This window comes from Nocardia sp. FDAARGOS_372, assembly GCF_002554515.1.
GTDB lineage: Bacteria > Actinomycetota > Actinomycetes > Mycobacteriales > Mycobacteriaceae > Nocardia > Nocardia farcinica.
This window is the reverse complement of record NZ_PDDW01000001.1, coordinates 3,102,623-3,127,169: the sequence shown is the minus strand read 5'-3', so window position 1 is coordinate 3,127,169 and position 24,547 is coordinate 3,102,623. Positions and strand designations below refer to the sequence as shown.

Annotated in this window: 23 protein-coding genes and 1 CRISPR repeat array; of the genes, 12 read left to right on the top strand and 11 right to left on the bottom strand. The window is 71.2% G+C overall.

The window, feature by feature from the left end; translation table 11 throughout:
- Positions 1-116: 116 nt before the first annotated feature.
- Positions 117-866, bottom strand: a complete 750-nt coding sequence (locus CRM89_RS15100; protein ID WP_098084502.1) for an SDR family oxidoreductase — start codon at positions 864-866, stop codon at positions 117-119.
- A 265-nt stretch (positions 867-1,131) separates the two neighbouring features.
- On the opposite strand from CRM89_RS15100, the gene CRM89_RS15095 reads away from it, so the two are divergent.
- Entirely contained in the window at positions 1,132-2,436 is a 1,305-nt protein-coding gene (locus CRM89_RS15095) for an N-acetylmuramoyl-L-alanine amidase (RefSeq protein WP_098084499.1), read from the top strand.
- Between the two features lie 343 nt (positions 2,437-2,779).
- Entirely contained in the window at positions 2,780-3,745 is a 966-nt protein-coding gene (locus CRM89_RS15090) for a GTP-binding protein (protein WP_228821883.1), read from the top strand.
- A 4-nt stretch (positions 3,746-3,749) separates the two neighbouring features.
- Here the strand turns inward: CRM89_RS15090 and CRM89_RS15085 are convergent, their stop codons facing one another.
- From CRM89_RS15085 to glp, 3 genes are read right to left on the bottom strand one after another with little or no spacing between them, the layout of a single operon-like run.
- Positions 3,750-4,187 (bottom strand): molybdenum cofactor biosynthesis protein MoaE, encoded by a 438-nt coding sequence (locus tag CRM89_RS15085; RefSeq protein ID WP_060594764.1) that lies wholly within the window; start codon positions 4,185-4,187, stop codon positions 3,750-3,752.
- Complete coding sequence (gene moaCB, locus CRM89_RS15080) at positions 4,177-5,226, bottom strand: bifunctional molybdenum cofactor biosynthesis protein MoaC/MoaB (protein ID WP_098084496.1); 1,050 nt, start codon at positions 5,224-5,226, stop codon at positions 4,177-4,179. The genes CRM89_RS15085 and moaCB overlap by 11 nt, the downstream gene beginning before the upstream one ends.
- A 46-nt stretch (positions 5,227-5,272) precedes the next feature.
- Positions 5,273-6,475 carry a gephyrin-like molybdotransferase Glp gene (gene glp, locus CRM89_RS15075; protein WP_098084494.1) on the bottom strand — a complete coding sequence of 401 codons (1,203 nt, stop codon included), beginning with the start codon at positions 6,473-6,475 and terminating at the stop codon, positions 5,273-5,275.
- A 123-nt stretch (positions 6,476-6,598) separates the two neighbouring features.
- On the opposite strand from glp, the gene moaA reads away from it, so the two are divergent.
- The 4 genes from moaA (at position 6,599) to CRM89_RS15055 (ending at position 9,946) form a co-directional block, all read left to right on the top strand.
- Positions 6,599-7,657, top strand: coding sequence for a GTP 3',8-cyclase MoaA (moaA, locus tag CRM89_RS15070; protein ID WP_098084492.1), 1,059 nt, complete (start codon positions 6,599-6,601; stop codon positions 7,655-7,657).
- Positions 7,650-7,892, top strand: coding sequence for a MoaD/ThiS family protein (locus CRM89_RS15065; protein ID WP_098084490.1), 243 nt, complete (start codon positions 7,650-7,652; stop codon positions 7,890-7,892). Before moaA ends, CRM89_RS15065 begins: the two co-directional genes overlap by 8 nt.
- Positions 7,893-7,998: 106 nt before the next feature.
- The gene (locus tag CRM89_RS15060; RefSeq protein ID WP_098084487.1) at positions 7,999-8,712 is read left to right on the top strand and encodes a YciI family protein; all 714 of its coding nucleotides are present in this window, start codon (positions 7,999-8,001) and stop codon (positions 8,710-8,712) included.
- Position 8,713: 1 nt separating this feature from the next.
- A complete protein-coding gene (locus CRM89_RS15055; RefSeq protein ID WP_098084484.1) occupies positions 8,714-9,946 on the top strand; it encodes an RNA polymerase sigma factor in 1,233 nt (410 codons plus the stop codon).
- Between the two features lie 12 nt (positions 9,947-9,958).
- Here the strand turns inward: CRM89_RS15055 and nadE are convergent, their stop codons facing one another.
- Both nadE and CRM89_RS15045 read right to left on the bottom strand, forming a co-directional pair.
- Positions 9,959-10,783: an ammonia-dependent NAD(+) synthetase gene (gene nadE / locus CRM89_RS15050; RefSeq protein WP_060594769.1), complete on the bottom strand. Its 825-nt coding sequence runs from the start codon at positions 10,781-10,783 to the stop codon at positions 9,959-9,961.
- A gap of 4 nt (positions 10,784-10,787) precedes the next feature.
- The gene (locus CRM89_RS15045; RefSeq protein ID WP_082668823.1) at positions 10,788-11,450 is read right to left on the bottom strand and encodes a TetR/AcrR family transcriptional regulator; all 663 of its coding nucleotides are present in this window, start codon (positions 11,448-11,450) and stop codon (positions 10,788-10,790) included.
- A gap of 108 nt (positions 11,451-11,558) precedes the next feature.
- On the opposite strand from CRM89_RS15045, the gene CRM89_RS15040 reads away from it, so the two are divergent.
- From CRM89_RS15040 to nrdE, 4 genes are all read left to right on the top strand, one after another.
- Entirely contained in the window at positions 11,559-12,125 is a 567-nt protein-coding gene (locus tag CRM89_RS15040; RefSeq protein WP_060594770.1) for an NAD(P)H-dependent oxidoreductase, read from the top strand.
- 466 nt (positions 12,126-12,591) lie between these two features.
- Complete coding sequence (locus CRM89_RS15035; protein ID WP_011210843.1) at positions 12,592-12,825, top strand: redoxin NrdH; 234 nt, start codon at positions 12,592-12,594, stop codon at positions 12,823-12,825.
- A 45-nt stretch (positions 12,826-12,870) separates the two neighbouring features.
- Entirely contained in the window at positions 12,871-13,374 is a 504-nt protein-coding gene (gene nrdI, locus CRM89_RS15030; RefSeq protein WP_041560332.1) for a class Ib ribonucleoside-diphosphate reductase assembly flavoprotein NrdI, read from the top strand.
- Between the two features lie 65 nt (positions 13,375-13,439).
- Positions 13,440-15,521, top strand: a complete 2,082-nt coding sequence (gene nrdE, locus CRM89_RS15025; protein ID WP_060594771.1) for a class 1b ribonucleoside-diphosphate reductase subunit alpha — start codon at positions 13,440-13,442, stop codon at positions 15,519-15,521.
- A 65-nt stretch (positions 15,522-15,586) separates the two neighbouring features.
- Here nrdE and CRM89_RS15020 read toward each other — a convergent pair whose 3' ends face one another.
- From CRM89_RS15020 to CRM89_RS15005, 4 genes are all read right to left on the bottom strand, one after another.
- The gene (locus CRM89_RS15020) at positions 15,587-16,579 is read right to left on the bottom strand and encodes an LLM class F420-dependent oxidoreductase (protein WP_086848126.1); all 993 of its coding nucleotides are present in this window, start codon (positions 16,577-16,579) and stop codon (positions 15,587-15,589) included.
- 129 nt (positions 16,580-16,708) lie between these two features.
- Positions 16,709-17,323 (bottom strand): dihydrofolate reductase family protein, encoded by a 615-nt coding sequence (locus CRM89_RS15015; RefSeq protein ID WP_060594773.1) that lies wholly within the window; start codon positions 17,321-17,323, stop codon positions 16,709-16,711.
- Entirely contained in the window at positions 17,320-18,141 is an 822-nt protein-coding gene (locus tag CRM89_RS15010) for a MerR family transcriptional regulator (protein ID WP_098084481.1), read from the bottom strand. The genes CRM89_RS15015 and CRM89_RS15010 overlap by 4 nt, the downstream gene beginning before the upstream one ends.
- The gene (locus CRM89_RS15005; protein WP_228821866.1) at positions 18,125-18,697 is read right to left on the bottom strand and encodes an alpha/beta fold hydrolase; all 573 of its coding nucleotides are present in this window, start codon (positions 18,695-18,697) and stop codon (positions 18,125-18,127) included. Before CRM89_RS15005 ends, CRM89_RS15010 begins: the two co-directional genes overlap by 17 nt.
- 373 nt (positions 18,698-19,070) lie before the next feature.
- Here CRM89_RS15005 and CRM89_RS15000 point away from each other — a divergent pair, with 373 nt between their 5' ends.
- A complete protein-coding gene (locus CRM89_RS15000; protein ID WP_127516210.1) occupies positions 19,071-19,277 on the top strand; it encodes a hypothetical protein in 207 nt (68 codons plus the stop codon).
- 288 nt (positions 19,278-19,565) lie between these two features.
- Positions 19,566-20,508: direct repeats of the CRISPR family, unit length 29 nt; unit sequence GTGCTCCCCGCGCACGCGGGGATGAGCCC.
- A 711-nt stretch (positions 20,509-21,219) separates the two neighbouring features.
- Entirely contained in the window at positions 21,220-22,584 is a 1,365-nt protein-coding gene (mgtE, locus tag CRM89_RS14995) for a magnesium transporter (protein ID WP_098084478.1), read from the top strand.
- Between the two features lie 84 nt (positions 22,585-22,668).
- Here mgtE and CRM89_RS14990 read toward each other — a convergent pair whose 3' ends face one another.
- The gene (locus tag CRM89_RS14990; RefSeq protein ID WP_098084475.1) at positions 22,669-24,477 is read right to left on the bottom strand and encodes a CocE/NonD family hydrolase; all 1,809 of its coding nucleotides are present in this window, start codon (positions 24,475-24,477) and stop codon (positions 22,669-22,671) included.
- Between the last annotated feature and the right edge of the window lie 70 nt (positions 24,478-24,547).

The window sequence follows — 24,547 nt, the reverse complement described above, 5'->3', positions numbered from 1 at the left end:
GCCCGGCCGGGCCCTGTTCCCCCCTCCTGGATCAGGGACCGGCCGGGCTGGAACAAACCATCCCTCGGGGGTCTTGACAGGGGCTTACAGAGCCCTTAATGGCCCGGTCGTGGCGCTCAGCCGAGGCGCCGCACCACCGCGTCGGGCAGGCGCGGCAGCACCGGGTCGAGCAACCGCCACGGCCAGCCGGGCACGCACGCGCGGCGGCGTTCCCGCTCGATGGCGTCCACCATCGCCGCCACGCCCTTGTCCAGGGGCGCGACCAGCTGCGCGTCCCCCGCCTTGGCCGCCATGTCGGTGGCGATGAAACCGGGCAGCAGCGTCGTCACCGCGATGGGGGAACCCGCGAACTCGGTGGCCAGCGCCTCGCCCAGCGCGGCGAGCCCGGCCTTGCTCGCCGAATAGGCGGCCTTCTTTCCGGGCAGCCCGCGCACGGCGCTCATCGAGGAGACCAGCACCAGGTGTCCGCCGTCCTGGCCGCGGAAGATCTCGAGCGCGGCCTCGGCCTGGGCCAGCGCGCTGACGAAATTCGTGGTGGCGGTGGCGAGATTGGCGTCGGCGCGGCCGGTGCCCAGCCGGGCGCCCTTGCCGATACCGGCGTTGACGATCACCCGGTCCAGGCCGCCGAGTTCGGCACGCAGCTCGGCGAAGACGCGCGGGACGGCGGCGTGGTCGTCCACATCGAGCGCCCGCACGGCGACGGTGATGTCCGGGTGGGCGGTGGTGAGTTCGCTCCGCAACTCCTCGAGCAGCTCCAGCCGCCGCGCGCACAGCGCCAGATCGCGCCCCTTGCGCGCGAACTCGCGTGCCATGCCCGCGCCGAGCCCGGAGCTCGCGCCGGTGATCAAGATCCTGGTCCTCGTCATGGGCCGACCCTAGCCGCGGACCGGGGCCGGGTCACCGCTCGCGGAACCGCTCACCCCCGCGAAATCGGCGGCCGGGAAACTCGACAAAGAGATACACGTCACAATGCGCGCGTTCGCGCATGAATTGCGGTCGGGGTGTGGCGGCGGTAACAGTTCGGTAACTGGGGGTTGTCTGGGTGATGCTGGCGTTGCCAGAGTGAAGCGTTGGGTTTGGTGTTGCCAATGGGAAGGGAGGGGTGCTCCGTTCCGGGGCACCGACCGAAACATGAAGCCGACCGTCATCACCGCCGCCTGCGCCCTCGCACTGGCCGTCGTGGGAACCGGGCCCGCGGTCGCCGAACCGGTGTCCCCGGAGATGGCCACCAAGCTGGCCGGCCGCACCGTCTTCCTGGACCCCGGGCACCAGGGACCGAACCACTCCGAAGACCTGTCCCGCCAAGTCGACAACGGCCGCGGCGGTACCAAGGACTGCCAGACCACCGGCATGACCACCGTCAACGGGGTCGCCGAACACACCATCAACTGGAACGTCGCCCAGCTGGTGAAGGCGTCGTTGGAGAGCCTCGGCGCGCGGGTCGTGCTGAGCCGGCAGGACGACAGCGGCTGGGGCGGCTGCGTGGACGAACGCGCCCGCGCCGCCAACGAGTCCGGCGCCGCCGTCGCGGTCAGCATCCACGCCGACAGCGCGCCCGCGAGTGAGCGTGGTTTCCACCTGATCGTCCCGCAGTTGCCGGTCCCCGATCCCGAGGTCGATCGGGTGCAGTCCGGACCCGGACTGGCGGTGTCGAAGGCCGTGCGGGACGCCTACGTGCAGGCCGGTTTCCCGGCCGCCACCTACGCCGGCGTCCGGGAGGGCCTGCAGTCGCGCGCCGATGTCGCCGGGCCCGCGCTGACCGCGGTGCCGAACGTCTTCGTGGAAATGGGCAACGGCGCCAACCCCGAGGACGCCGCCGTACTCGAATCCGGCGACGGACAACTGAAACACGCCATCGCCATCACCACCGGCGTGGTGAGTTACCTGCTCAACGCCCCCGTCGACCCGGGCTCCGGCTCGGCCGACCTGCCCGCGGGCGCGGCCCCCGCCCGCACCGAGCCGAGCGACCCGCTGCCCGCCGCCCCGGAGAACGCGCCCACCACGCCGTCGCCCACGACGCCAGGCTTCACCGCACCGACCGCCACCGCACCCGCACCGGGTGGGGCACCGGCACCCGGCGCTACCGCACCCGTTCCCGGCACGGCGACCACTCCGGGTGGCGCGACTGCTCCGGGCGCCGCGCCGTCACCTGCCCCCGGTGCCGCACCGACACCCGCGCCCGGCGCCGCCCCCACGCCGGGCACCACCGCCACACCCGCGCCGGGCGCGCGCACGACGCCCGCACCGGCCGGTACCGGCACACCCGCCACCCCGACCTCATCGGCCGCCCCCGCGGTCACCGGCCCGGCGGGCAAGGCACTGGAGCTGCTCATGCCCCTGGCCCGCGCGCTGGGCATGGACCGGGAGGCCGTCACCGCCGAACTGATCAACCTCGCCTACACCCTGGCCGCCACCCTGTTCCCGCCGACCAGGTAGGAAACCTGCCCGACCGCCGGGCTCCGCTCAGGCACGCACGCTCGGCCGGCCCGAGCGAGGTGGACGCCGACCGTCTCCACCACCGGTCCGGATCCCGCCGCGGTGACCCGGACCGGCGAGCAACGGGTTCCACGGACCCGAATCCTGGGGTTCTCGGCGGCGAGGGTGTCGGACGGCGGCCTCCTGGTCGCTCGCCTCGGCCGGTGCGGCGCGGGCCGGCGCCCGCGACCGCTCGCTCACACCTGCGGCGGGCGGCCCGGTGGCGGCGCCTAGGGTGGTCGGGGTGAGCGAGCGGATTCCTGTGCTGATCGTGGCCGGCTTTCTCGGCGCCGGGAAGACCACCATGCTCAACCACCTGCTGCGTGACGACGGCGGCACGCGGATCGGTGTCGTGGTCAACGACTTCGGCGCCGTCAACATCGACGCGATGCTGGTCGCCGGGCAGGTCGACGCGATGGTCTCGCTCGGCAACGGCTGTGTGTGCTGCGCGATCGACGTGAGCGAACTGGACGAGATGTTCGAGCGGCTGACCCAGCCGCAGGCCGGCATCGACGTCATCGTGGTGGAAGCCAGCGGCCTGGCCGAGCCGGGCAATCTGATCCGGATGGTGCTGGGCAGCGAGAACCCGCGCATCCGCTACGGCGGGCTGGTCGAGGTGGTCGACGCCGAGCAGTTCCCGGAGAGCCGGGCCCGCCACCCCGAGCTGGCCGGTCACCTGCGCATGGCCGATCTGGTGGTGCTCAACAAGGCCGATCGGGTCGAGCCCGGCGTGCTCGACCGGCTGCGGGCCGAGATCGCCGAGCACGCCCGCGGTGTCCCGGTGTACGCGACCGCGCACGGCCGCATCGATCCGGCCCTGCTGTTCGACCCGCCCGCGCGCGAGCGCACACCGGTGGCCGAGCAGCTCAGCTTCGACGAGTTGTGGCGCGAGCACGATCACGGCGACCCCGGGCACCGGCATCTGCACGACGACTACACGAGCGTGTCGTTCACCAGCGACCGAGATCTGCACCCGCGCAGGCTGATCGGCGTCCTGGAGGATCCGCCGCCCGGGCTGTTCCGCGCCAAGGGCGTGCTCGCGTTCGCCGGTGACCACCGCAAGTTCACCCTGCACGTGGTGGGCAGGCACATCCGCCTCGAACCGCAGTCCTGGCGGCGCGACGAGGCACGCGCGAGCTCCCTCGTGCTCATCGGCGCGGGCCTGCCCGCGGACACGGCGCTGGCCCGGTTGCGCGACACCGTGCACGCCGAGCCCGAGCCGCCGGACGAGCAGGCCATGCTCGGCGTGTGGCGGTACGTGCCGCACTGACCGCTCAGGTGCAGGCGTTCACCCATTCGGAGAGGCCGTCGGCGAAGAGTTGACGCTTCCAGATCGGCACCTCGTGCTTGATCCGGTCGACCAGTTCGGCGCAGGCGGTGAAGGCCTCGGCCCGGTGCGGTGCGGCCACCGCCACCACGATGGCCGGATCGCCGATCCCGAGCGCCCCGACGCGGTGCTCGGCCGCGACCGGCAGGCCGCTGCTCGTCGCGATCGCCGCGCAGCATTCGCGCAGGAAGCGCTCGGCCCGCGGGTGGGCGGAGTACTCCAGCGCCGCCACCGCCTGCCCGCCGTCGTGGTTGCGGACCTTGCCGGTGAACACCACCACCGCCCCGTGTTCGGGGCCGGTGACGGCCGCTTCGGCCCTCGTCGGGTCGAGCGGCTGGTCGCTGATGCGGGCCAGCCGCACCCCGGTCGTCGTCTCACTGGTCATGGGCACCGCCTCCGGCTACTTGCGCGAGCAGATGGTCGAGCAGCGGCTCGAGCACCGACATACCGTCCTTCACCCCGCCCGGGGAACCGGGCAGGTTCACGATCACGGACCGGCCGGCCAGCCCGGCGACCCCGCGGCTCAGCGCGGCCAGCGGGAACTTCGCCGCGCCCTTGGCCCGGATGGCCTCGGCGACCCCGGGCAGTTCGCGGTCCAGCACGGCCAGCGTCGCCTCCGGTGTCGCGTCGGAGGGTGCCGCGCCGGTGCCGCCGGTGGTGATCACCAGGTCGGGGCCCGAGCGCAGCGCGTCGGCGAGCCCGACGGCGATCTCGGCGTCGGCACAGACCAGCGGGCCGCGCACCTCGAAACCGAGCCCGGCCAACCAGGCCGCCAGCGCCGGGCCGGTGGTGTCTTCGCGGGTGCCCGCCGCCGCACCGGTGGAGGCGACCAGGACCACCGCGGAGCGCACCGGCCCGGCGGCGCTACCGGTTGCCGTGCCTTCGGCGACCGCACCGGCCGGGCGGTCCGGCGCGGCGGTGCCGTGCCGGTGATCGCCCGCTCGGGCGGGTTCGCCGGACCGCTCCCAATGCCCGTGTTTCCCACCGTCTTTGGTGAGCAGCCGGACGTTGTGCAGGCTGGCGGCCGGATCGACGGCCTTGACCATGTCGTGCAGCGTCAGCCCCGCCACCGCCACCGCGGTGAGCGCCTCCATCTCGACACCGGTGGGGCCCTTGGTCTTCGCGGTGGCCTCGATGGTGACGGCGCTGTCGGTGAAGCCGAATTCGACCGTCACCGAGGACAGCGCGAGCTGATGGCACAGCGGGATCAGTTCGGAGGTCTTCTTGGCGCCGCCGATACCGGCCAGTCGCGCGGTCGACAGCACATCGGCCTTGGGCAGATCGTCGGCGCGCACCAGGGCCACCACTTCGGGCGTGGTGCGCAACTCGCCCGCGGCGACCGCGACCCGCGCGGTGTCGGCCTTGGCGCTCACGTCCACCATCCGGGCACGGCCCTCGGCGTCGACATGGGACAGCTCGCTCATGAACTCCAGCCTGGCACAGTCGCCGCCGCGGTCGCCGCGCCGGATCTCACAGTTCCCGCACCCACACCGGGGCGCCCGCGGCCAGTTCGGTGGCCTCGGCGGGCACGTCGATGAGCACATCGGCCCGCGCCATGCCCGCGATCAGGTGCGACCCCGGCCCGGACACGGTCTCGACGCCGTCGTCGGTGAGCCGCCCGCGCAGGAACTGGCGCTTGCCCGCGGGGGAGCGCACCGCCTCGCGCAACGTCGTCTCGAAGCCGCGCAGAGGCGGCAGGCCGGACAGCCTGCGCAGCACCGGCCGGGCCAGCACCTCGAACGAGACCAGCGTGCTCACCGGATTGCCGGGGAAACTCAGCACCGGCGTGCCGTCGACCACGCTCAGCCCCTGCGGCCCACCCGGTTGCATGGCCACCGCACCGAACTCCCCGCGCGGCCCGAGCACCTCCTTGACCACCTCGAAATCGCCCTGGGACACCCCGCCGGAGGTGAACACCACGTCGGCGGATTCGGTTGCGGCGGCGAGCAACCGGCGGAAGACCGCGGGATCGTCGGTGCTGTGCTCGACCGAGACCACCCGCACCCGGTCGGCGGTGAGCGCGGCGGCGAGTGCGATGCCGTTGGAGTTGTAGATCTGTCCGGGCCGCAGGGTGCTGCCCGCGGGCACGAGTTCGTCGCCGGTGGTGATCACCGCGGCGCGCACCGGCTCGAACACCCGCACCCGCGCCACCCCGACCGCGGCCAACGCGGCGATGTGGCGCGGAGTGAGCCCGGTGCCCGCCGCGACGAGCAACGCGCCCGCGCGCACATCGGTACCCGGCTCGCGGATGAAATCGCCTGCCGCACGGCCGCGTTCGACGACGACCCGATCGCCCTCGGCGCGCGCGTCCTCGACCGGCACCACACAGTCCGCGCCCGGCGGCACCGGGGCGCCGGTCATCACCTTCCACGCGCCGCCCTCGGGCAACGGCGTGTCGCCCGCCTCGCCCGCCGCGACCACCCCGGCCAGCCGGAGCGTCACCGGCGCGTCCGCCACCGAGGCCGCGCGCACGGCGTAACCGTCCATGGACGAGTTGCGGAACACCGGCAGGTCGACCGGCGAGTGCACGTCCTCGGCGAGCAGGCGGCCCAGCGCCGCGGGCACCGGCACCGTCTCCAGCCGGCGCGCCGCCAGTGGCCGCAGGACCTGCTCGATGGTGTCGCGGTACTCGTCGACGGTTCTGGCGGCACCGTCCGCGGCCCGTGCGTTCATGGCGGTCAGCCTATCGCGACACCCCGATCTCACGGCCTGACGTGGTGATTTGTGAGAGCCCCAGGTCGAACGGGTTCTCCCGTCGGGCCTGCCCGTGTCGGGGGCAGCGGTCATAATGGAGCGGTGACGTTGGTCGATATGGGCATCCCCGCCGTGCGATCCGGGCGGCCCTCGCTCGACGGACGGCCCGATACGCCCGTGCTCATCGACCGCTTCGGCCGGGTCGCCCGCGACCTGCGCGTGTCCATCACCGAGAAGTGCTCGCTGCGCTGTACCTACTGCATGCCCGAGGAGGGCCTGCCGCCCATCCCGGCCGAGGAACTGCTGACCGTGGACGAGATCGTCCGCCTGGTCGCCCTGGCCGTGGAGGAACTGGGGGTGCGGGAGGTCCGGTTCACCGGCGGTGAGCCGCTGCTACGGCGTGACCTGGAGCGGATCATCGCGGGCTGCCACGCGCGGGTGCCGCAGACGCCGCTGGCCATGACCACCAACGGTGTCGGCCTCGCGCACCGGGCGCGGGGGCTGGCCGCCGCCGGGTTGCACCGGGTGAACGTCTCGCTCGACACCGTCGACCGGCTCGGCTTCGCCCGCCTCACCCGCCGCGACCGCCTCGACTCGGTGCTCGCCGGCATCCGCGCCGCGCGGGCGGCGGGCCTGGCCCCGGTCAAGGTGAACGCCGTGCTGATGCGCCAAACCCTCGCCGACGCACCGGATCTGCTGCGGTGGTGTCTGGACGAGGAGTGCGAGTTGCGGTTCATCGAGGAGATGCCGCTGGACGCCGACCACGAGTGGGCGCGCGCCAACATGGTCACCGCCGCCGAACTGCTCGACGTGCTCGGCACCCGCTTCGCGCTCACCGAGGCCGGTCGCGCCGACCCGTCCGCGCCCGCGGAGAAGTGGCTCGTCGACGGCGGCCCGGCGACCGTGGGCATCATCGCGACGGTCACCCGCAAGTTCTGCGACACCTGCGACCGCACCCGGCTCACCGCCGACGGCATGCTGCGCTCCTGCCTGTTCAGCGATCAGGAATTCGACGTGCGCCAGGCCATGCGGGCGGGCGCCGACGACACCGAGATCGCGGCCATCTGGCGCGGCGCCATGTGGCAGAAGTGGGCCGGGCACGGCATCGAATCGGAGAACTTCGTCCCGCCCGAACGCACGATGGGAGCCATCGGTGGTTGAGATCCGCTATTTCGCCGCCATCGCCGACGCGGTCGGCAAGGAGACCGAACAGCTCGACCTGCCACCCGGCGCCACCGTCGCCGACCTGCGCACCACCCTCGCCGACGCCTACGGTCCCGACCTGGACAAGATGCTGGCCGTGTGCGCCTACCTGATCGGCGACGAGCTCACCCGCGACCCGGCCGCCGCGCTCGGCCGCCAGGTCGACGTGCTGCCCCCCTTCGCAGGCGGCTGACACCGCCGCAAAAACTTCTCGCGCGGATGTAGAAGAAGCCCGATCCCGATCGTCGTCCTCATAGCCGGGGGTATCCGCTCCCGCCGAATCGAGAAAGGATGACGCCATGCACTACCTGGTGACACTCGCCGGACCCGAGGACGGGCCGGTCTACCAGCCGGGCACGCCCGAGTTCGAGGCCGAGGTGGCGCAGTTCGCCGAGTTCGAGCGGCGCTCGGGGCACGCGGTCGCGGGCGGTGCCGCGCTGCACCCGTCCGAGACGGCGCTGACGATCCGCCGCGGTGAGGGGCGCACACTGGTGACCGACGGCCCGTTCGCCGAGCAGGCCGAGGTGGTGGGCGGCTTCTACGTCTTCGACGCACCCGACCTGGACGCGGCCATCGAACTCGCCGAACAGTTGCCGATGTCGGAGACCGGCTGCTTCGAGGTGCGGCCGATGGTCATGTGGTACCCACACGAGGAGCCGGGACCGGACTGGTGGCTCGCGCTGCTCTGGGAGGCTCCCGACGCCGTGCTCGCGCCCGACACCCCGGCGTGGGACGCCGCGGTCGAGGAGCATCGCCGGTTCGGCGAGAAATACGCCGAGGCGATCCGCGGCGGCGGGGCGCTGCATCCGCCCGCGACCGCGACCACCCTGCGCAAGCGCGACGGCCGGGTGCTGCTCACCGACGGCCCGTTCGTCGAATCCGCGGAGGTCGTCGACGGCCTCTACCTGTTCACCGCCCCGGACCGGGCCACCGCCGCCGAGATCGCCGCGCAGATCCCGCTCGGCGAGCGCGGACACACCGAGGTGCGCCCGATCGTCCACCTGGGGCAGTGAGGTGGCGGGCCCGGCCGTCGACGCGGTCTACCGCGCCGAGTTCGGGCGGGCCCTGGCCACCGTCGCCCGGCTGGTGGGCGATATCGCCGCCGCCGAGGACGCCGTACAGGAGGCCTTCGCCGAGGCGTTGCGCACCTGGCCCGCCCGCGGCACACCCGCCAACCCGGGCGCCTGGATCACGACCGTCGCCCGCAACCGGGCGCTGGACCGGTTGCGGCGCGAGGCCACCCGCGCCGACCGGGAGGTCGAAGCGGCGCGGGTGCGTCCGCCGGACGAACCGCAGGAGGTGACCCCGGTGCCCGACGACCAGTTGCGGATGATCTTCACCTGCTGCCACCCGGCGCTGTCGAGCGAATCCCAGGTGGCCCTCACCCTGCGCCTGGTCTGCGGGCTGCGCACGAGCGAGATCGCGCGCGCCTTCCTGCAACCGGAACACACCGTGGCCCAACGGCTCTCCCGGGCCAAGGCGAAGATCCGCCGGGCCGCCATCCCGTTGCGCGTGCCGCCGCGACACCTGCTGCCCGAGCGGCTGCCCGGCGTGCTGGCCTGCGTCTACCTGGTCTTCACCGAGGGCTACTCGGCCACCGGCGGCCCGGCGGCGGTGCGGGCGGAGCTCTGCGACGAGGCGATCCGGCTGGGCAGGCTGTTGTGCGCCCTGCTGCCCGCCGAGCCGGAAGCCCGCGCCCTGCTCGCGCTCATGCTGCTGCACGACAGCAGACGCGGGCAGCGCCGCAGCCCGGACGGCGCGGCCGTGCCGCTGGAGGAACAGGACCGCGGGGGCTGGAACCGCGCGGCCATCGCCGAGGGCCGGGCGCTGCTGGCCGACCTCGCCGACGCGCGCGGGCCCTATCTCGCGCAGGCGCGCATCGCCGCCGCGCACGCGAGCGCCCCGGACTGGTCCACGACCGACTGGGCGCGGGTGGTGGCGGGCTACGACGAACTGCTGCGGTACTCCGCGTCCCCGGTGGTGCGGCTCAACCGCGCGGTCGCCCTCGGTTTCCTGGCCGGGTTCGACGCCGGGCTGGCCGCGATCGACGAGATCGCCGGGCATCCCCGGCTCGCGGCCACGCACATGGTCGCCGCGAGCCGCGCCGACCTGCTGCGCCGGGCCGGACGGCCACGGGAGGCCGCCGAGCAGTACCGGATCGCGCTCGACCGCGCGGGCAACGACGAGACCCGCGCGTTCCTGGCCCGCCGGCTACGGGAGGTGCAGACCGCGCTCAGCGGCGGGTGACGCCGCTGTGGTTCAGCGCCACCAGGAATCGAGCGGCGACACGGGCACGGTGCGCTTGTGCCGAGTGGCGGTGTAGAGCTGCTCGACCCGTGCGGCCACCGCCTCGGTGACCTCCTTGCCCTCGAGGTAGTCGTCGATCTCGCTGTAGCGCAGTCCCAGCGCCTCCTCGTCGGGCAGCGCGGGCCGGTCGTCCTCGAGGTCGGCGGTGGGCACCTTGGACCAGGTGCTCGGCGGTGCGCCGAGTTCCTGCAGCAGCGCGGCGCCCTGCCGCTTGGTCAGTCCGGTCAGCGGCGTCAGGTCGACACCGCCGTCGCCGTACTTGGTGAAGAACCCGGTCACCGCCTCGGCCGCGTGATCGGTGCCGACCACCAGCAGGTTCTCCTGCCCGGCGATCGCGTACTGGATGATCATCCGTTCCCTGGCCTTGATGTTGCCGCGCACGAAATCGCGCAGCGCGTCGAGGCCGAGGCCCTCGGCGACCGCCCCGGCCGTCGCGTCGACCCCGGGCTTGACGTTCACCGTCACCGCCCGATCGGGGCGGATGAACTCCATCGCCACCGCCGCGTCGTGCTCGTCGGCCTGCACCCCGTAGGGCAGCCGGACCGCGACGAAGGTCGCCTCGCCGCCCTCGGCCCTGACCTCCTCGGCGGCCAGCTGGCACAGCCTGCCGGTCAGCGTGCTGTCCTGCCCGCCGCTGATGCCGAGCACGAAACCCTGTGCGGGCGTGGACCGCAGGTAGTCCTTGAGGAAGTCGACCCGGCGGCGCACCTCGGTCTTCGGTTCGATGACCGGCTGGACGCCCAATTCGGTGATGATCTGTTCGCGCAGGCTCGCCATGGCCTCACTCTACTGGCGCGACGACCCCGGCCACCCGTCGAACGAAAGCTTCCCAGTTGTCACCGATCTGCGTGCGGCTGTAACCGAGCACGTCGAGCTGGTGCATCACCAGCGGCGCGCTGAGCAACGCGAGCAGGCCGTCGGCGAGCAGATCGGGCTCGCCCGCGGTGCGCGCCTCCCGCAGCAACATCCGGACATGGGCCTTGAGCAGGCTGTACGGCGCGCCCACGTACCGTTCGCCCGCCTCGCCCACCTCGGCGGCGCGATACAGCTCGCCCTCCACCTCGATGTCGAGCAGCCGGGCGCGGCCGAGCGCGACGAGCCGGTCGAGCGGCGGCGCGCCGGGGCCGAGCGGGGGCGGGCCGAACATGAAGCCGTGCTGGAACTTTCGTTCCGAGTGGTCGAGCAGCGCGCGCAGCAGGCCCGAGCGGTTGCCGAACCGCCGGAAGACCGTGCCCTTGCCGACACCGGCCCGGCGGGCCAGCGCGTCCATCGTGAGGCTGTCGACGCCGTGCTCGCGGACCAGCTGCTGGGCGGCGTCGAGCAGCAGCTGGCGGTTGCGCGCGGCGTCGGCGCGCTCGCCCGGCTCGCCGGTACCGGGCAGTGGAGCGCCGACGCGCGGCAGCGAACGATGCGCGCCGTTCGGCGCGGGTGTGATGGAGCCCACGTCTGTGTGCACCCCTCCCGGGAATGTAATCGGACCGTGGTCCGGTTGAGTCGGTTGAGTCAGACGACCGCAACGGAAACCACCACCATCAGTACACCAGGAGTTGTGATGAGCCAGACCCGAATCCTCGCCCTCTCCGGCAGCCTGCGCAGCGCCTCCATCACGCGTCAGCTCGCCGAGGCGGCGGCGCAGACCGCGCCCGAGGGCGTCGAGGTCACCGTCTACGACGGCCTCGGTGAGATTCCCTTCTACAACGAGGACATCGACGTCGAGGGTGCGGTGCCCGCGCCCGCCCAGCGGTTGCGCGACGCGGTGGCCGACGCCGACGGCGTCCTGCTGGTCACTCCCGAGTACAACGGCACCCTGTCGGCCGTGCTGAAGAACGCCATCGACTGGATCTCGCGCCCCTACGGCGCCGGCGCGCTCAAGGGCAAGCCGGTCGCGGTGCTCAGCGCCTCCATCAGCCCCAACGCCGCCCGGTGGGCCCACGGCGACGCGGTGAAGGCCGTCGGCATCGCCGGTGGCACCGTCGTCGAGGCCGCGCACGCCCACTTCGGCACCATCGGCGAGCGGTTCGGCGCCGCCCATCCGCGCGAGGACGCCGAGGCGCTCACCGAACTCGGCGCCAGCGTGCACGAGCTGGCCGAGGCCGCGCGCAAGCTCGTCTCCGCCTGATCCGACCCGCCTGATCCACCACGCGCGACCGCAGGGGCCGCTCCCGTCCGGGAGCGGCCCCTGCCGCTGTTTCGCCGGTCTACCGGAGGGAATGCCGGGGTCGATGCGGCGGGTGTGACCAGCGTGGCGGGAGGGTTTGCTGGGAGGGCGCTGCGCGACGAAATTGTGATGTCGGCCACCGCCGTGTCGGGTTGCGAATCGCGTGTCCTGGGGCTTACGCCGCCGAAATTTCATCTTTGTTGTTCGCAACATGTCGTGTTGTAGAGAACTGTCGGCCACTAGGTGTAGTGTCTTCCCTACTGGAACACGGGGTGAGGCCCCAGGCGCTCGGCGACACCGCAGGCGGTGTGAGCAGGGTCTTCTGCACCGGATCCGGGAGTTTGCGCAGCGTACGTCGATCAAGGCCGATCAAGGCACTGCACAGGGATCACCGGCTGTGGATCAGGCATAGGAGAGAGGGACTGTCATGACCGTCACTGTGTACACCAAGCCCGCTTGCGTTCAGTGCAATGCCACCTACAAGGCGCTCGACAAGGCCGGGGTGGACTACGAGGTCGTCGACATCACCGAGAACCCCGAGGCGCGTGACTACGTCATGGCGCTGGGCTACCTGCAGGCGCCGGTCGTCGTCGCGGGCGAGGACCACTGGTCCGGCTTCCGCCCCGACCGCATCAAGGCACTGGCGACCGTCGCGGCCTGACCGGCCGCCGCGCTGCCGGTTCATCCGAGGAGAGGGCAGGTGGGCATGGCTGTGTCACCCGAGGGCGTCGCGTCGCGCGGCACCGAGGCGTTCGGCGACACCGCGCTCGTCTACTTCTCCAGCGCATCGGAGAACACGCACCGCTTCGTCGAGAAGCTGGGACTCCCGGCGACTCGCATACCGCTGCACACCGCCGACTCGCTGCGCGTCGGCGAACCCTACGTGCTGATCGTCCCCACCTACGGGGGCGGTCGGCACGTGCTCGGTGGGGCCAGGTCCGACAAGGAGTTCGTGCCGCGCCAGGTCGCCAAGTTCCTCAACGATCCGCACAACCGGTCGCTGCTGCGCGGCGTCATCGCGGCGGGCAACACGAACTTCGGCGACACCTATTGCTATGCGGGCGAGGTCATCTCGCGGAAATGCGGGGTGCCGTACCTGTACCGCTTCGAACTGATGGGAACCGCGCAGGACGTCGAGCGCGTCCGAGAGGGATTGGGATTGTTTTGGCAACAGCAACGACAGCGCCGGCCGGAAAGTCGGCCCGCCTAGAGCAGCCCGCGGCGCGTACCGCCGACACCGCGGGCGAGGTACTCGACTACCACGCTCTCAACGCGATGCTGAACCTGTACGGCCCCGACGGCAAGATCCAGTTCGACAAGGATCGCGAGGCGGCGCGCCAGTACTTCCTGCAGCACGTCAACCAGAACACGGTCTTCTTCCACAATCTCGACGAGAAGCTGGACTACCTGGTCGAGGAGAACTACTACGAGCCCGAGGTGCTCGACCGGTACAGCCGCGCGTTCGTCAAGAGCCTGTTCCAGCAGGCCTACGACAAGAAGTTCCGGTTCCCCACCTTCCTCGGCGCGTTCAAGTACTACACCTCGTACACGCTAAAGACCTTCGACGGCAAGCGCTACCTGGAGCGCTTCGAGGACCGCGTGTGCATGGTGGCGCTGACGCTGGCCGCCGGTGACGAGGAGCTGGCCCGCAAGCTCGTCGACGAGATCATCGACGGCCGCTTCCAGCCCGCCACGCCCACCTTCCTCAACTCGGGCAAGAAGCAGCGCGGCGAGCCGGTGTCGTGCTTCCTGCTGCGCATCGAGGACAACATGGAGTCCATCGGGCGCTCCATCAACTCCGCCCTGCAGCTGTCCAAGCGCGGCGGCGGTGTGGCACTGCTGCTGAGCAACATCCGCGAGCACGGCGCGCCGATCAAGAAGATCGAGAACCAGTCCTCCGGCGTCATCCCCATCATGAAGCTGCTCGAGGACTCCTTCTCCTACGCCAACCAGCTCGGCGCGCGGCAGGGCGCGGGCGCGGTGTACCTGCACGCGCACCACCCCGACATCTACCGCTTCCTGGACACCAAGCGGGAGAACGCCGACGAGAAGATCCGCATCAAGACCCTCTCGCTGGGCGTGGTGATCCCCGACATCACCTTCGAACTGGCGAAGAAGAACGAGGACATGTACCTGTTCTCGCCGTACGACGTGGAGCGGATCTACGGCAAGCCGTTCGCCGACATCGACGTCACCGAGAAGTACTACGAGATGGTCGACGACAAGCGCATCCGCAAGTCGAAGATCAAAGCGCGCGAGTTCTTCCAGACCATCGCCGAGCTGCAGTTCGAGTCGGGCTACCCGTACATCATGTTCGAGGACACGGTGAACCGGGCCAACCCGATCGCGGGCAAGATCACCCACTCCAACCTGTGCTCGGAGATCCTGCAGGTCTCCACGCCCTCGGAGTTCAACGACGATCTGTCCTACGCCAAGGTCGGCAAGGACATCTCCTGCAATCTGGGCTCGCTCAACATCGCCAAGGCGATGGACTCGCCGGATTTCGCGCAGACCATCGAGGTCGCGATCCGGGCGCTGACCGCGGTGTCGGACCAGACCCACATCACCTCGGTGCCCTCCATCGAGCAGGGCAACCAGCAGTCGCACGCCATCGGCCTCGGCCAGATGAACCTGCACGGCTACCTGGCCCGCGAGCGCATCCACTACGGCTCGGACGAGGGCATCGACTTCACCAACATGTACTTCTACACGGTGGTGTATCACGCGCTGCGGGCGTCGAACCGGCTCGCGATCGAGCGCGGCACCTACTTCGGCGGATTCCCCGAGTCCAAGTACGCCAGCGGCGAGTACTTCGACAAGTACACCGAGCAGGTGTGGGAGCCCAAGACCGAGCGGGTGCGGCAGCTGTTCGCCGACGCGGGTGTGCGCATCCCCACCCAGGACGACTGGCGTGAGCTGAAGGCCTCGGTGATGGAGCACGGCATCTACAACCAGAACCTGCAGGCCGTGCCGCCGACCGGCTCGATCTCCTACATCAACCACTCCACCAGTTCGATCCACCCGGTGGCGTCGAAGATCGAGATCCGCAAGGAAGGCAAGATCGGGCGCGTCTACTACCCGGCGCCCTACATGACCAACGACAACCTGGAGTACTACCAGGACGCCTACGAGATCGGCTACGAGAAGATCATCGACACCTACGCCGCGGCCACCCAGCACGTGGACCAGGGCCTGTCGCTGACGCTGTTCTTCAAGGACACCGCCACCACCCGCGACCTGAACAAGGCCCAGATCTACGCCTGGCGCAAGGGCATCAAGACCCTGTACTACATCCGCCTGCGGCAGATGGCGCTGGAGGGCACCGAAGTCGAGGGTTGCGTGAGCTGCATGCTCTGATCCGCGGTTCGCGCCGAACGGGCCCGGGAGCTTCCGTCGCGGAAGCTCCCGGGCCCGTAGCCGTTTCAGCGCAGGGCGGGGATCACCTCGCGTTCGAAGAGTTCGATGCCCGAGGTGTCGTAGGCGGATTCGGGGAAGTTGAGGATGGCGTAGCCCAGGCCGAGGTCGCGCACCTTGCTCAGGTTCTCGGCGACCTGCTCGGGGGTGCCGACGGCGAGGCTGGTGCCGAAGAGGCGATCGACCCATTCGTCGGCGACCTCGGCGGTGACCGCTCCGGTGAGGCGGGCGCGCAGGGCGGCGAGTCGGTCCGCCACCTCGGCCCGGTCGGCGCCGATGATCGCGTTGTAGTTGGCCGAGCGCACGATGGCGTCGAAATCGGTGCCGACCTCGGCGCAATGCCCGCGCAGGATCTCCGATTTGCGGGCGAATTCGTCGGGCTCACCGGCGAAGTTGGTGTAGTTCGCGTACTTCGCGGCGATCCGCAGCGTCTTCTGTTCGCCGCCGCCGGCGATCCACACCGGGATTCCGCCGTCCTGCAGCGGGAGCGGTCGCACGATCGCGCCGTCGACCTGATAGTGCTTGCCCGCCAGGTGCACCTCGCCGGTGGTCCACGCCTGCCGGAAGATCTGCACGCCCTCGTCGAGCCGGGCCAGCCGCTCACCCGCGGACGGGAAGCCGTAGCCGTAGGCCCGCCACTCGTGCTCGTACCAGCCGCCGCCGATGCCCATCTCCACCCGGCCACCGGAGACGATGTCCACGGTGGCCGCCACCTTCGCCAGATAGACGGGGTTGCGGTAGCTCATCGCGGTACACATCTGTCCCAGCCGCACCCGCTCGGTGCTCGCCGCGAACGCCGACATCAGCGTCCACGCCTCGTGCGTGGCCTCCTGAGTCGGCTCCGGCACGGTGTGGAAGTGATCGTAGACCCAGATCGACTCCCACTCCGCGTGCTCGTCGGCCCGCCGGGCCAGCCCCCGCATCACGTCCCAGTGCCGTTCGACCTCGATCCCCACCAGATCCAGCCGCCATCCCTGCGGGACGAACAATCCGAAACGCACCCGAGTTCTCCTTGTCTCGACCAGTCGGCGGTCCACCCGCCGTCGTCACTCTCAACCGTCGGCATACCCCAGGCAATCCTTCCACGCGCGCCGGTTCGAAAGGGGGCGGCAGCTGGAGGCGGTGGCCGCTCAGCCGACGTCGTAGCGGAGGTGGGTGGCGGTCGAGGTCGGGGTGACGCTGCGTTGCCGCAGGGTGCGGGGTGGACCGTCGGTGAACAGCGGGGTTCCGGCGCCGAGCAGGACCGGGGCGAGGTGCAGGGACAGCACGTCCACCAGACCCGCGGCGAGCGCGGACCCGATGAGGGTGCCGCCGCCCATGAGCACGACGTCGAGATCCTCGCCGCGTTCGGCCGAGGCCGCCGTCGCGCGGGCGCGCGCGGCGGCGACCGCGTCGGACAGGCCGGTGGTGACGAAGGTCCAGTCGAGGTGCGCCAGCCGCACCGAGGTCGGCGGTGCGCTGGTCACGACCACGAACGCGGGCGTGCCGACCTCGGCCGCGCCGTAGCCGACCTCGTCGTTCCAGCCGCCGGGCGCGTCCACCACGTCGAACAGGTTGCGGCCGAGGACGACGGCCCCGGAGCGGGCCGTCCCCTCGCTGAGCATGCGGCGGTCCTCGGGGTCGTCGGAGAACGCCCAGGTGTGTAGCGGCTCGCCGCCGGTACCGAGGCCGTTGTCCGGGCCTGGGTCGGGGCCGGTGACGAAGCCGTCGAGGGACATCGAGATGTCGGCGACGATACGAGTCATAACCGTTCAGACCGGATTCGCCGCGCGAACTCATCGGTGGCTCGATCCGCTCCCCGAGACGGTTCCACGCGCTGGGGTTCGGTCCAGCCGCTCCAGCCGCGCTCCCGCAGCAGGGTCAGCAGGCGGCGGGCCGGTGGCCAGGTGTCGAAGGCGAGTGCTTCCACCAGGGCGACCAGCGGCGCCTCGATGGTGGGCAGGTTGTTCTCGCCCGGGTCGTCGGCCGCACCGGTCAGGTAGGCGGCCATGGTGTCGGCCAGTTCGGCGAGGTCGTGGTCGCCGGCCTGGTCCAGGGCGCCGCTCAACGCGCGGTAGACCTGGACGAGTCCCGGATCGGCGATCCGGGCGCGTTTGTGCGCGATCCACCGCGCCGCCCGCTCGGGCTCGCGCGCGACCAACGGGATCCAGCCGTCGCGTTCGGCCTGGACGATCCGTTCGTCGACGCCCAGCGCTCGCAACCGGTCCAGGAGCTCGATCAGCTCCGGCGGCAGCACCAGCCGGTCACCGGCGGCGAGATGCGCGATCCGCCGCCGCAGTCCCTCCCGGCGCCGGATCTCCGCGCGCAGCGTGTCATCGATCTCGGCCACTGCGGCGGCGAACTCGGTCGGATCGGCGCGCAGGAGCTCCCGCACCCGCGCCAACGGCACCCCGGCCTCGGCGAGGGTTCGGATCCTGATCAGCTCCACCACCGCGGCGGCCGGATACCGCCGATACCCGGAGTGGTCCCGCTCGGGTTCGGCCAGCAATCCCTTGGCGTGGTAGTGGCGCACCGCGCGCACCGTGACTCCGGCGTGGGCGGCCAGCTCACCGATGGTCAGCATGGGACCAGTCTCCCGGGTCTTCGCCGGTCGCGATGAACCGGGCGATGTCCTCGGCCCGGGTGTGCACCAGGTCGTGACCGGCCGTCAGCCACCGGGTGCGGATGTGCGGGTGTTCGCGGACCAGGCGCTCGATCCCGGCCCGCCAGTTCCGATTTCGCCGTCGGGCGCGGTCGTCGCCGTCGTCACCGGCCATCGCGGTGGACGTGACCATCCGGACCGGGCACTCGATCCGCGCGAAGCGGGGCAGGGTCGCCGCGCGCATCGCGTCGACCTCCCGATCGACGGCGAGGATGTCCGCGGCGGTGAGCAGTACCCGGTGCGGTGTGTCCGCGACGCTCGCGGTCCAGGCCGCCACGTCCTCGAACATCGCACGGAACTCGGGCAGGGCGTCGTCGGTGACGAACGGCTCGGGGACCGGATTCGCCCCGTCCAGCAACACCAGTTCGGCGGCGGCGCCGGGATGATCGGACGCATAGTGCACCACCAGGTCGGCCCCGAGCGAGTACCCGACGAGCACCGGCGCCACCGCCGAGCGGCCGCGCACCCGCGTGAGCACGGCGGTGACATCGGCCAGGAACCCGGCGACGGTGTACCGGTCGGCGGCACCGGAGACGCCGTGCCGCGCAGGTCGAAGGAGTAGACCTCGTGGTCGCGCCGCAGCAGGCCGATCAGCTCGGACAGCCCGGCCTGCGTGGTGCACAGGCCGGGGCACAGGATCAGTGGTCGTCCACGACCGGCGCGGACGACCGGGATGGTGGCGCCGTCGACCCGGACGGTGAACTCGTCGCTCATGCCGATCATGCTGCGAGGGTGACACTGCGTCAGGGTCAAGCGCAGACAAGCCCGGGCACGCCCGAGATGTCCGTTCTCCGGGAGGTGGCGGCTTACCATTTCGCATACGGGGTCGAGTGGAGGTGGGTATGGCGCGGGTGACGATCGAGGTCGACGAGGCAGCGCTGGCAATGGTCGGCGCGCTGCTGGGCACCGCGGGACGGACGGAGGAGACGGTGAACGCGGCGCTGCACGAGGTGCTCGCGCAGCGCAAGCGCATGGCCGTGCTCGAGCGGATGATGGTGCGGGCGGGGGAGCGGGTGGTGCCGGCCGATCCGTGGCGGAAAACGCCCGCTTGGCCGTAGCGGTCGACTGCAAGCGAGTTGCCTTCGTGCGTCTAGGGGTGCATGCGGTACACGTCCAGGGTCGCGAGCGGAAACGAGGCTACGAGCTTCAACGGGCTCGTTGTGGGGGCTGTTGGAGCTCGCGGGGCCTCCCTTCCGGTGTTGTAGGCGTAGGTTGTGGGAACCTGTGCGGAGGCTCACGCGGGACGACGGAGGTGTGATGTATCAGGAGGTGGATTGCGGCGCGTGAGTTGGGTGAAAGTGAATGAAAACTGGGGTAGTGGGCTGAGAACATGCAGGTCAGGAAGTGTGCTCCCCGCGCACTCGGGGATGAGCCCACGATCAGCGGCTGTGTGCGCGAACCGGTGCCGTGCTCCCCGCGCACGCGGGGATGAGCCCTCGACGTAGATCCGCGCATCCCCGGCGGCGATGTGCTCCCCGCGCACGCGGGGATGAGCCCAGGTGATCGGCCTCGGCGTGCAATCCTCAGTCGTGCTCCCCGCGCACGCGGGGATGAGCCCATTCCGGAGAGGGTGTCGGGCAGGTCGTAGAGGTGCTCCCCGCGCACGCGGGGATGAGCCCACGCAGAACAGTTGACGGCAGCGGCGGCATCGGTGCTCCCCGCGCACGCGGGGATGAGCCCGAGACCACCGACCACAACACCACCGACAGCAAGTGCTCCCCGCGCACGCGGGGATGAGCCCTTCACGCACGGCTGCCTGTACGCGGACTGGGTGCTCCCCGCGCACGCGGGGATGAGCCCGAGGCGCTGTCCGCGCGACGAGAGCTGGCGCGGTGCTCCCCGCGCACGCGGGGATGAGCCCGGGGTGGCGCCGATCTGCCCGCGCAGGAACGCGTGCTCCCCGCGCACGCGGGGATGAGCCCGTCGCCGCTGGACTTCCGCCCGACACCGGCCGGTGCTCCCCGCGCACGCGGGGATGAGCCCAACGGCACCGAGGGCTGGTCCCCGCGCCAGTAGTGCTCCCCGCGCACGCGGGGATGAGCCCCGCGGCGACGTCCCGGTGTGGTGGTACGGGTTGTGCTCCCCGCGCACGCGGGGATGAGCCCTTGGCGGACGACGGCCGTGCTGGTGCGGTTCTGTGCTCCCCGCGCACGCGGGGATGAGCCCCGCCCCTGAATCCCGATTGGCCGCCACTGTGGGTGCTCCCGCGCGCACGCGGGGATGAGCCCCCGATCCGGGAGGTGACCCGGAAGGCAGGCAAGTGCTCCCCCCGCACGCGGGGATGAGTCCGACGACAACAACCTATGGGTGCTGTGCGACAGGTGCTCCCGCACGGGGATAATCCCGCGACCTGGTCGCGTTCGGGCTGGGCAAGGTCGTACCCGCGCACGCGGAACCGCCTTCTTCGGTCGGCGCGGCAACCGCACCAACCGCCCGCTGGGCTCCGGTCGAATGCGCCGGTCCCACCGGCGTCCCGCGTCCTCGACCCTCGGGTGCGCACACCTGGTGTCCGAAAACGGCTGGGGTGGCCTGGATCACCTCGCCGGGGGCGTTGTGCGGTCGGTGGGGGCTCGCCGTGAAAGTTCCCGGCGAAAGAGGTATCCTGCCGGAGGACGCATTCGCGTTCGGTCAGAATTGTGTTCGAACACGTCGTGTTCGGGCATATTGGATTCGAGCACACGCTGTGTTCGAGCAATGTGAAGGTTCCCCGGAACGAAACGCGGGGACGAACGGCGCGCGCGATCGGCAGGATCGCCGCCTAGGACGAGGAGGTGGGTCGCATGCGCAGTGAACCTCCCAGTCGAAGGCCGCGCGGCGCCGCCCCTTCGCATTCCTAGACGTCGTTCGACGTTCTGCGTCGCCGGGGCAGGCGCCACGCGGTGTGAATCTCGCGCTCATTCACCCACGGTGAGCGGTGCCCCTGTGCTCGCGCGGGGCGCCCGCCGTGGTCACGCTCCGCTGCCGCCTTCGGGCGCCGACCACTCGAGCTGAGGACTCCCCATGTCGCAGATCGATCTCATCGAAGCACGCCCGGTTCCGGCCGAATCGCTGCCGGAATTCGTCGCCGACCACCGCGTCGACGCCGCACTGGACTGGCTGGACAACCATCCGCCGCACCTGATCGCCGACCAACTCGCCCGCATGGACGCCGTCCAGGCAGGCGTGGCGTTCCGGCTGCTGGACAAGGATCAGGCGCTGGCGGTGTTCGAGGAACTCGAACCGGTCGACCAGCAGCAGATCCTGCAGGGCTTGCGGGATCAGAGTTTCCGCGAGCTGGTGGAAGGGATGGCGCCCGACGACCGCGCCCGCATGCTGCGCGAGGCGCCGGCCAAGGTCGCCAAGAAGGTGCTGGCCGGGCTCAGCCCGCGGGAACGGCGGATGACGGCGAGTTTGCTGGGGTACCCGGAAGGTTCGGCCGGGCAGTACATGACTCCCGAGGTGGTCGCGCTGCCCAGCGATCTCACCGTCGCCGAGGCGCTGGCGACCGTGCGGGCCAAGGGCGCGCACGCCGAGACCGTGTACACGCTGCCGGTGGTCGACTCGGGCCGGCGGCTGACCGGCGTCGTGGAGCTGCGGGAACTCGTGCTGGCCCGGCCGGAGACGATGGTGTCCGAACTCGTCGTCACCGAACCGGCGTTCGCGCGCGCCACCGACTCCGCCGAGAAGGCGGCGCGGTTGATGCGCGAGACCAACGACATCAACCTGCCGGTGGTGGACAGCGAGAACCGCCTGGTCGGCCTGCTCACCATCGACGACGCGGTCGAGGTGATCGAGGCCGCCGACAGCGAAGACGTTGCGCGGCAAGCGGGTTCGGCGCCGTGGGAGGGCCATTACATGGCCGCCGGGGTGTTCCAGCTGGCCCGTTATCGTGCGCTGTGGTTGATGCTGCTGCTGTTCGCGGCGACGTTGACGGTGAGCGTCACCGACTTCTTCCAGGCCACCCTGGAACAGGCCGCCCACCTGGCGTTGTTCATCCCGCTGCTGATCGGCGCGGGCGGCAACGCGGGCGCGCAGGCGGCGACGGCCTGTGTGCGCGCGCTGGCGGTGGGCGAGGTCCGGGTGTCGGATCTGTTCAAGGTGATCTGGCGGGAGTGCCGGGTCGGGTTGGTGCTGGGGTCACTGCTGGCCTCGGCAGGCCTGGCGATCGCGGCCCTGTTCGTCGGCCCGCGCATCGCCGTGGTCGTCGCGATCACGCTGGTGCTGATCTGCGGCTGGGCGGCCACCATCGGCGGCACCATGCCGCTGCTGGCCAAGAAGCTCCGCATCGACCCCGCCGTCGTCTCGGCCCCGATGGTGACCACCCTGGTCGACGCGACCGGCCTGGTCATCTACTTCACCACCGCCAAACTGGTACTGGGGATCTGAGGTCGGGGGAACAGCGAAAGCGCCGCCGCCCTCACCTCGTTCGCCATCGCCTCGTTCGCCAACTCCGCGGTGCGGAGTGGCGGGTCAGGCCGGGGGACGCGGTCCCTCGCCGGGTGGGATCGGGGTGGTGTTGTCGCGGCAGGGTTGGCGCAGCGTCGTCGCGCACGACGGGAGCGCCGGTGCGTGCGGGTACGGCGTGTAGCCGAGGACGACGCTGGACGGGTGGGCGGCATCGAGCAGGACGGTGTTCACCGCCTCGGTGGTGATCCGGTCGAACTCCCAGAAACCGGTCCGCGCGGGGGCGTCGATGGTGATCCGGATGCTGGAGCCGGGCCGGAAGGTGTGCGCGAACTTGGGAAGTTCGACGCGGAGCAGGGCCGGTTCGCCCGGGGTGAGTGGCTCGGCGGCGCCGGGGCCGAAGTCGCCCCAGGGGCGCAGTTCGGTGGACAGTGCGGGGTCCAGTCGTCGTTCGGAGGCGCGCAGCCAACCGCGTTGGACGAACATCTCCTTGCCGTCGGGCCGCACCTCCGACAGGGTCACCTGCACGTCGGTGTCGGGCGCGGTCGAACTCAGCCACAGGTCGACCGAGCCCGCGCCGAGGAAGCTCAGCGCCTGCGGCAGCGCGGCCGTGGTGAAGGCGCGCCTGCCGTCCGGGGCGGTGTCCGGCGACCAGCCCTCGGCCGGCGGATCGTTCACCACGCTGCCCGAGACGGGATACCGGTATTCGGCACCGGGCGTGTCCGGGGCCGGGGGTGCCTGCGTGAGCGTGTCGTCCGGACCGAACCACAGGCGCAGCGGTGTGACCGGCACCGGCAAACCGAATTCGGCGACCGCGGTCGGCGTGGTCGTCTGTTCCTCGCCCGAGCCGGCGACCTGCATCTCCTGGAGCACACGCACGCGGGGCTCGCGCTCGAACCCGTTGTCCTCGTCCTTGACGTAGCGGGCCAGGAAGCGGCGCATGAGTTCCCGGATGTCGGCGGAGGTCAGGTCGGTGTGGTGGTCGCCGTTGGAACTCACCGTCCACAGCAGGTCCGGGCGCACCGTCTCCTCGACGTAGCCCATCCGGGTGCCGACCTGTTCGTCCTGCCAGGACTGGGTGGCCAGCACCGGTACGTCGATGCGGTCGGTGCGCGACCGGGCGCTCTTGTCGACGTAGAAGCCCTCGTGCTCGGTGGTTTCGGTGATGCGGCGGCCGAAGTCGAACTCCGGGCGCTGCGCCTTGGCGATGTTGTCGGCCACGGTGGCCGCGCAGTCGGTGTCGCCGTCGAGTTCAGCGGCCCGCTGTGCCGCCGACCGCCAGATCTCCGGGAACTCGCCCCACCACGCGGTCGGGAACCCGGAGTTGCGGATGCCGCCCGGGTAGGCGACATCCCGATAGGGATCACCGACGTTCTTGCTCGGGGTGATGGCGGTGAGCCCGCGCGGCCGCTCGGCGGCGGTCCAGAGCTGGTTGTAGCCGGAGTAGGAGTAACCGATCATGCCGACCCGCCCGGTGGACCAGGGCTGCTGTGCCGCCCATTCCACGGCGAAGGCGCCCGCGGCCCCGATCTCCGCGCCGAACATGTGGTTGTCACCGGTGGAGCAGCCGGTACCGGGCACATTCAGCCCGACGACGGCGTAACCCTCACGCACCCAGGGCATGCCGATCGAGGGCTCGGTTCCCGCGCCGTAGCCGTCGTATTCCACCAGTACCGGGAACTGCCCGCTCGCCTCGGGGAGCACCACCGAGTACCGCATGCGTTCGCCCGTCGGCAGGGTCAGGTAGCCCCATTGCCGCACCGGCTCGTTCGAGGCCGGCGCCTCGGCCGTCGCGCAGGCCGTGGCGGCGACGGCGACCGCCGCCAGCACGGACGCGACGCGGCGGCGGCGCGAAACCCGTGTCGCACTGTTCATACCGGTCACCGTGCCCGGTGCGGTGGCGCGCGCGCATCGTCCGGCGGGGCGATCTTTCCCGGAGTGGCGG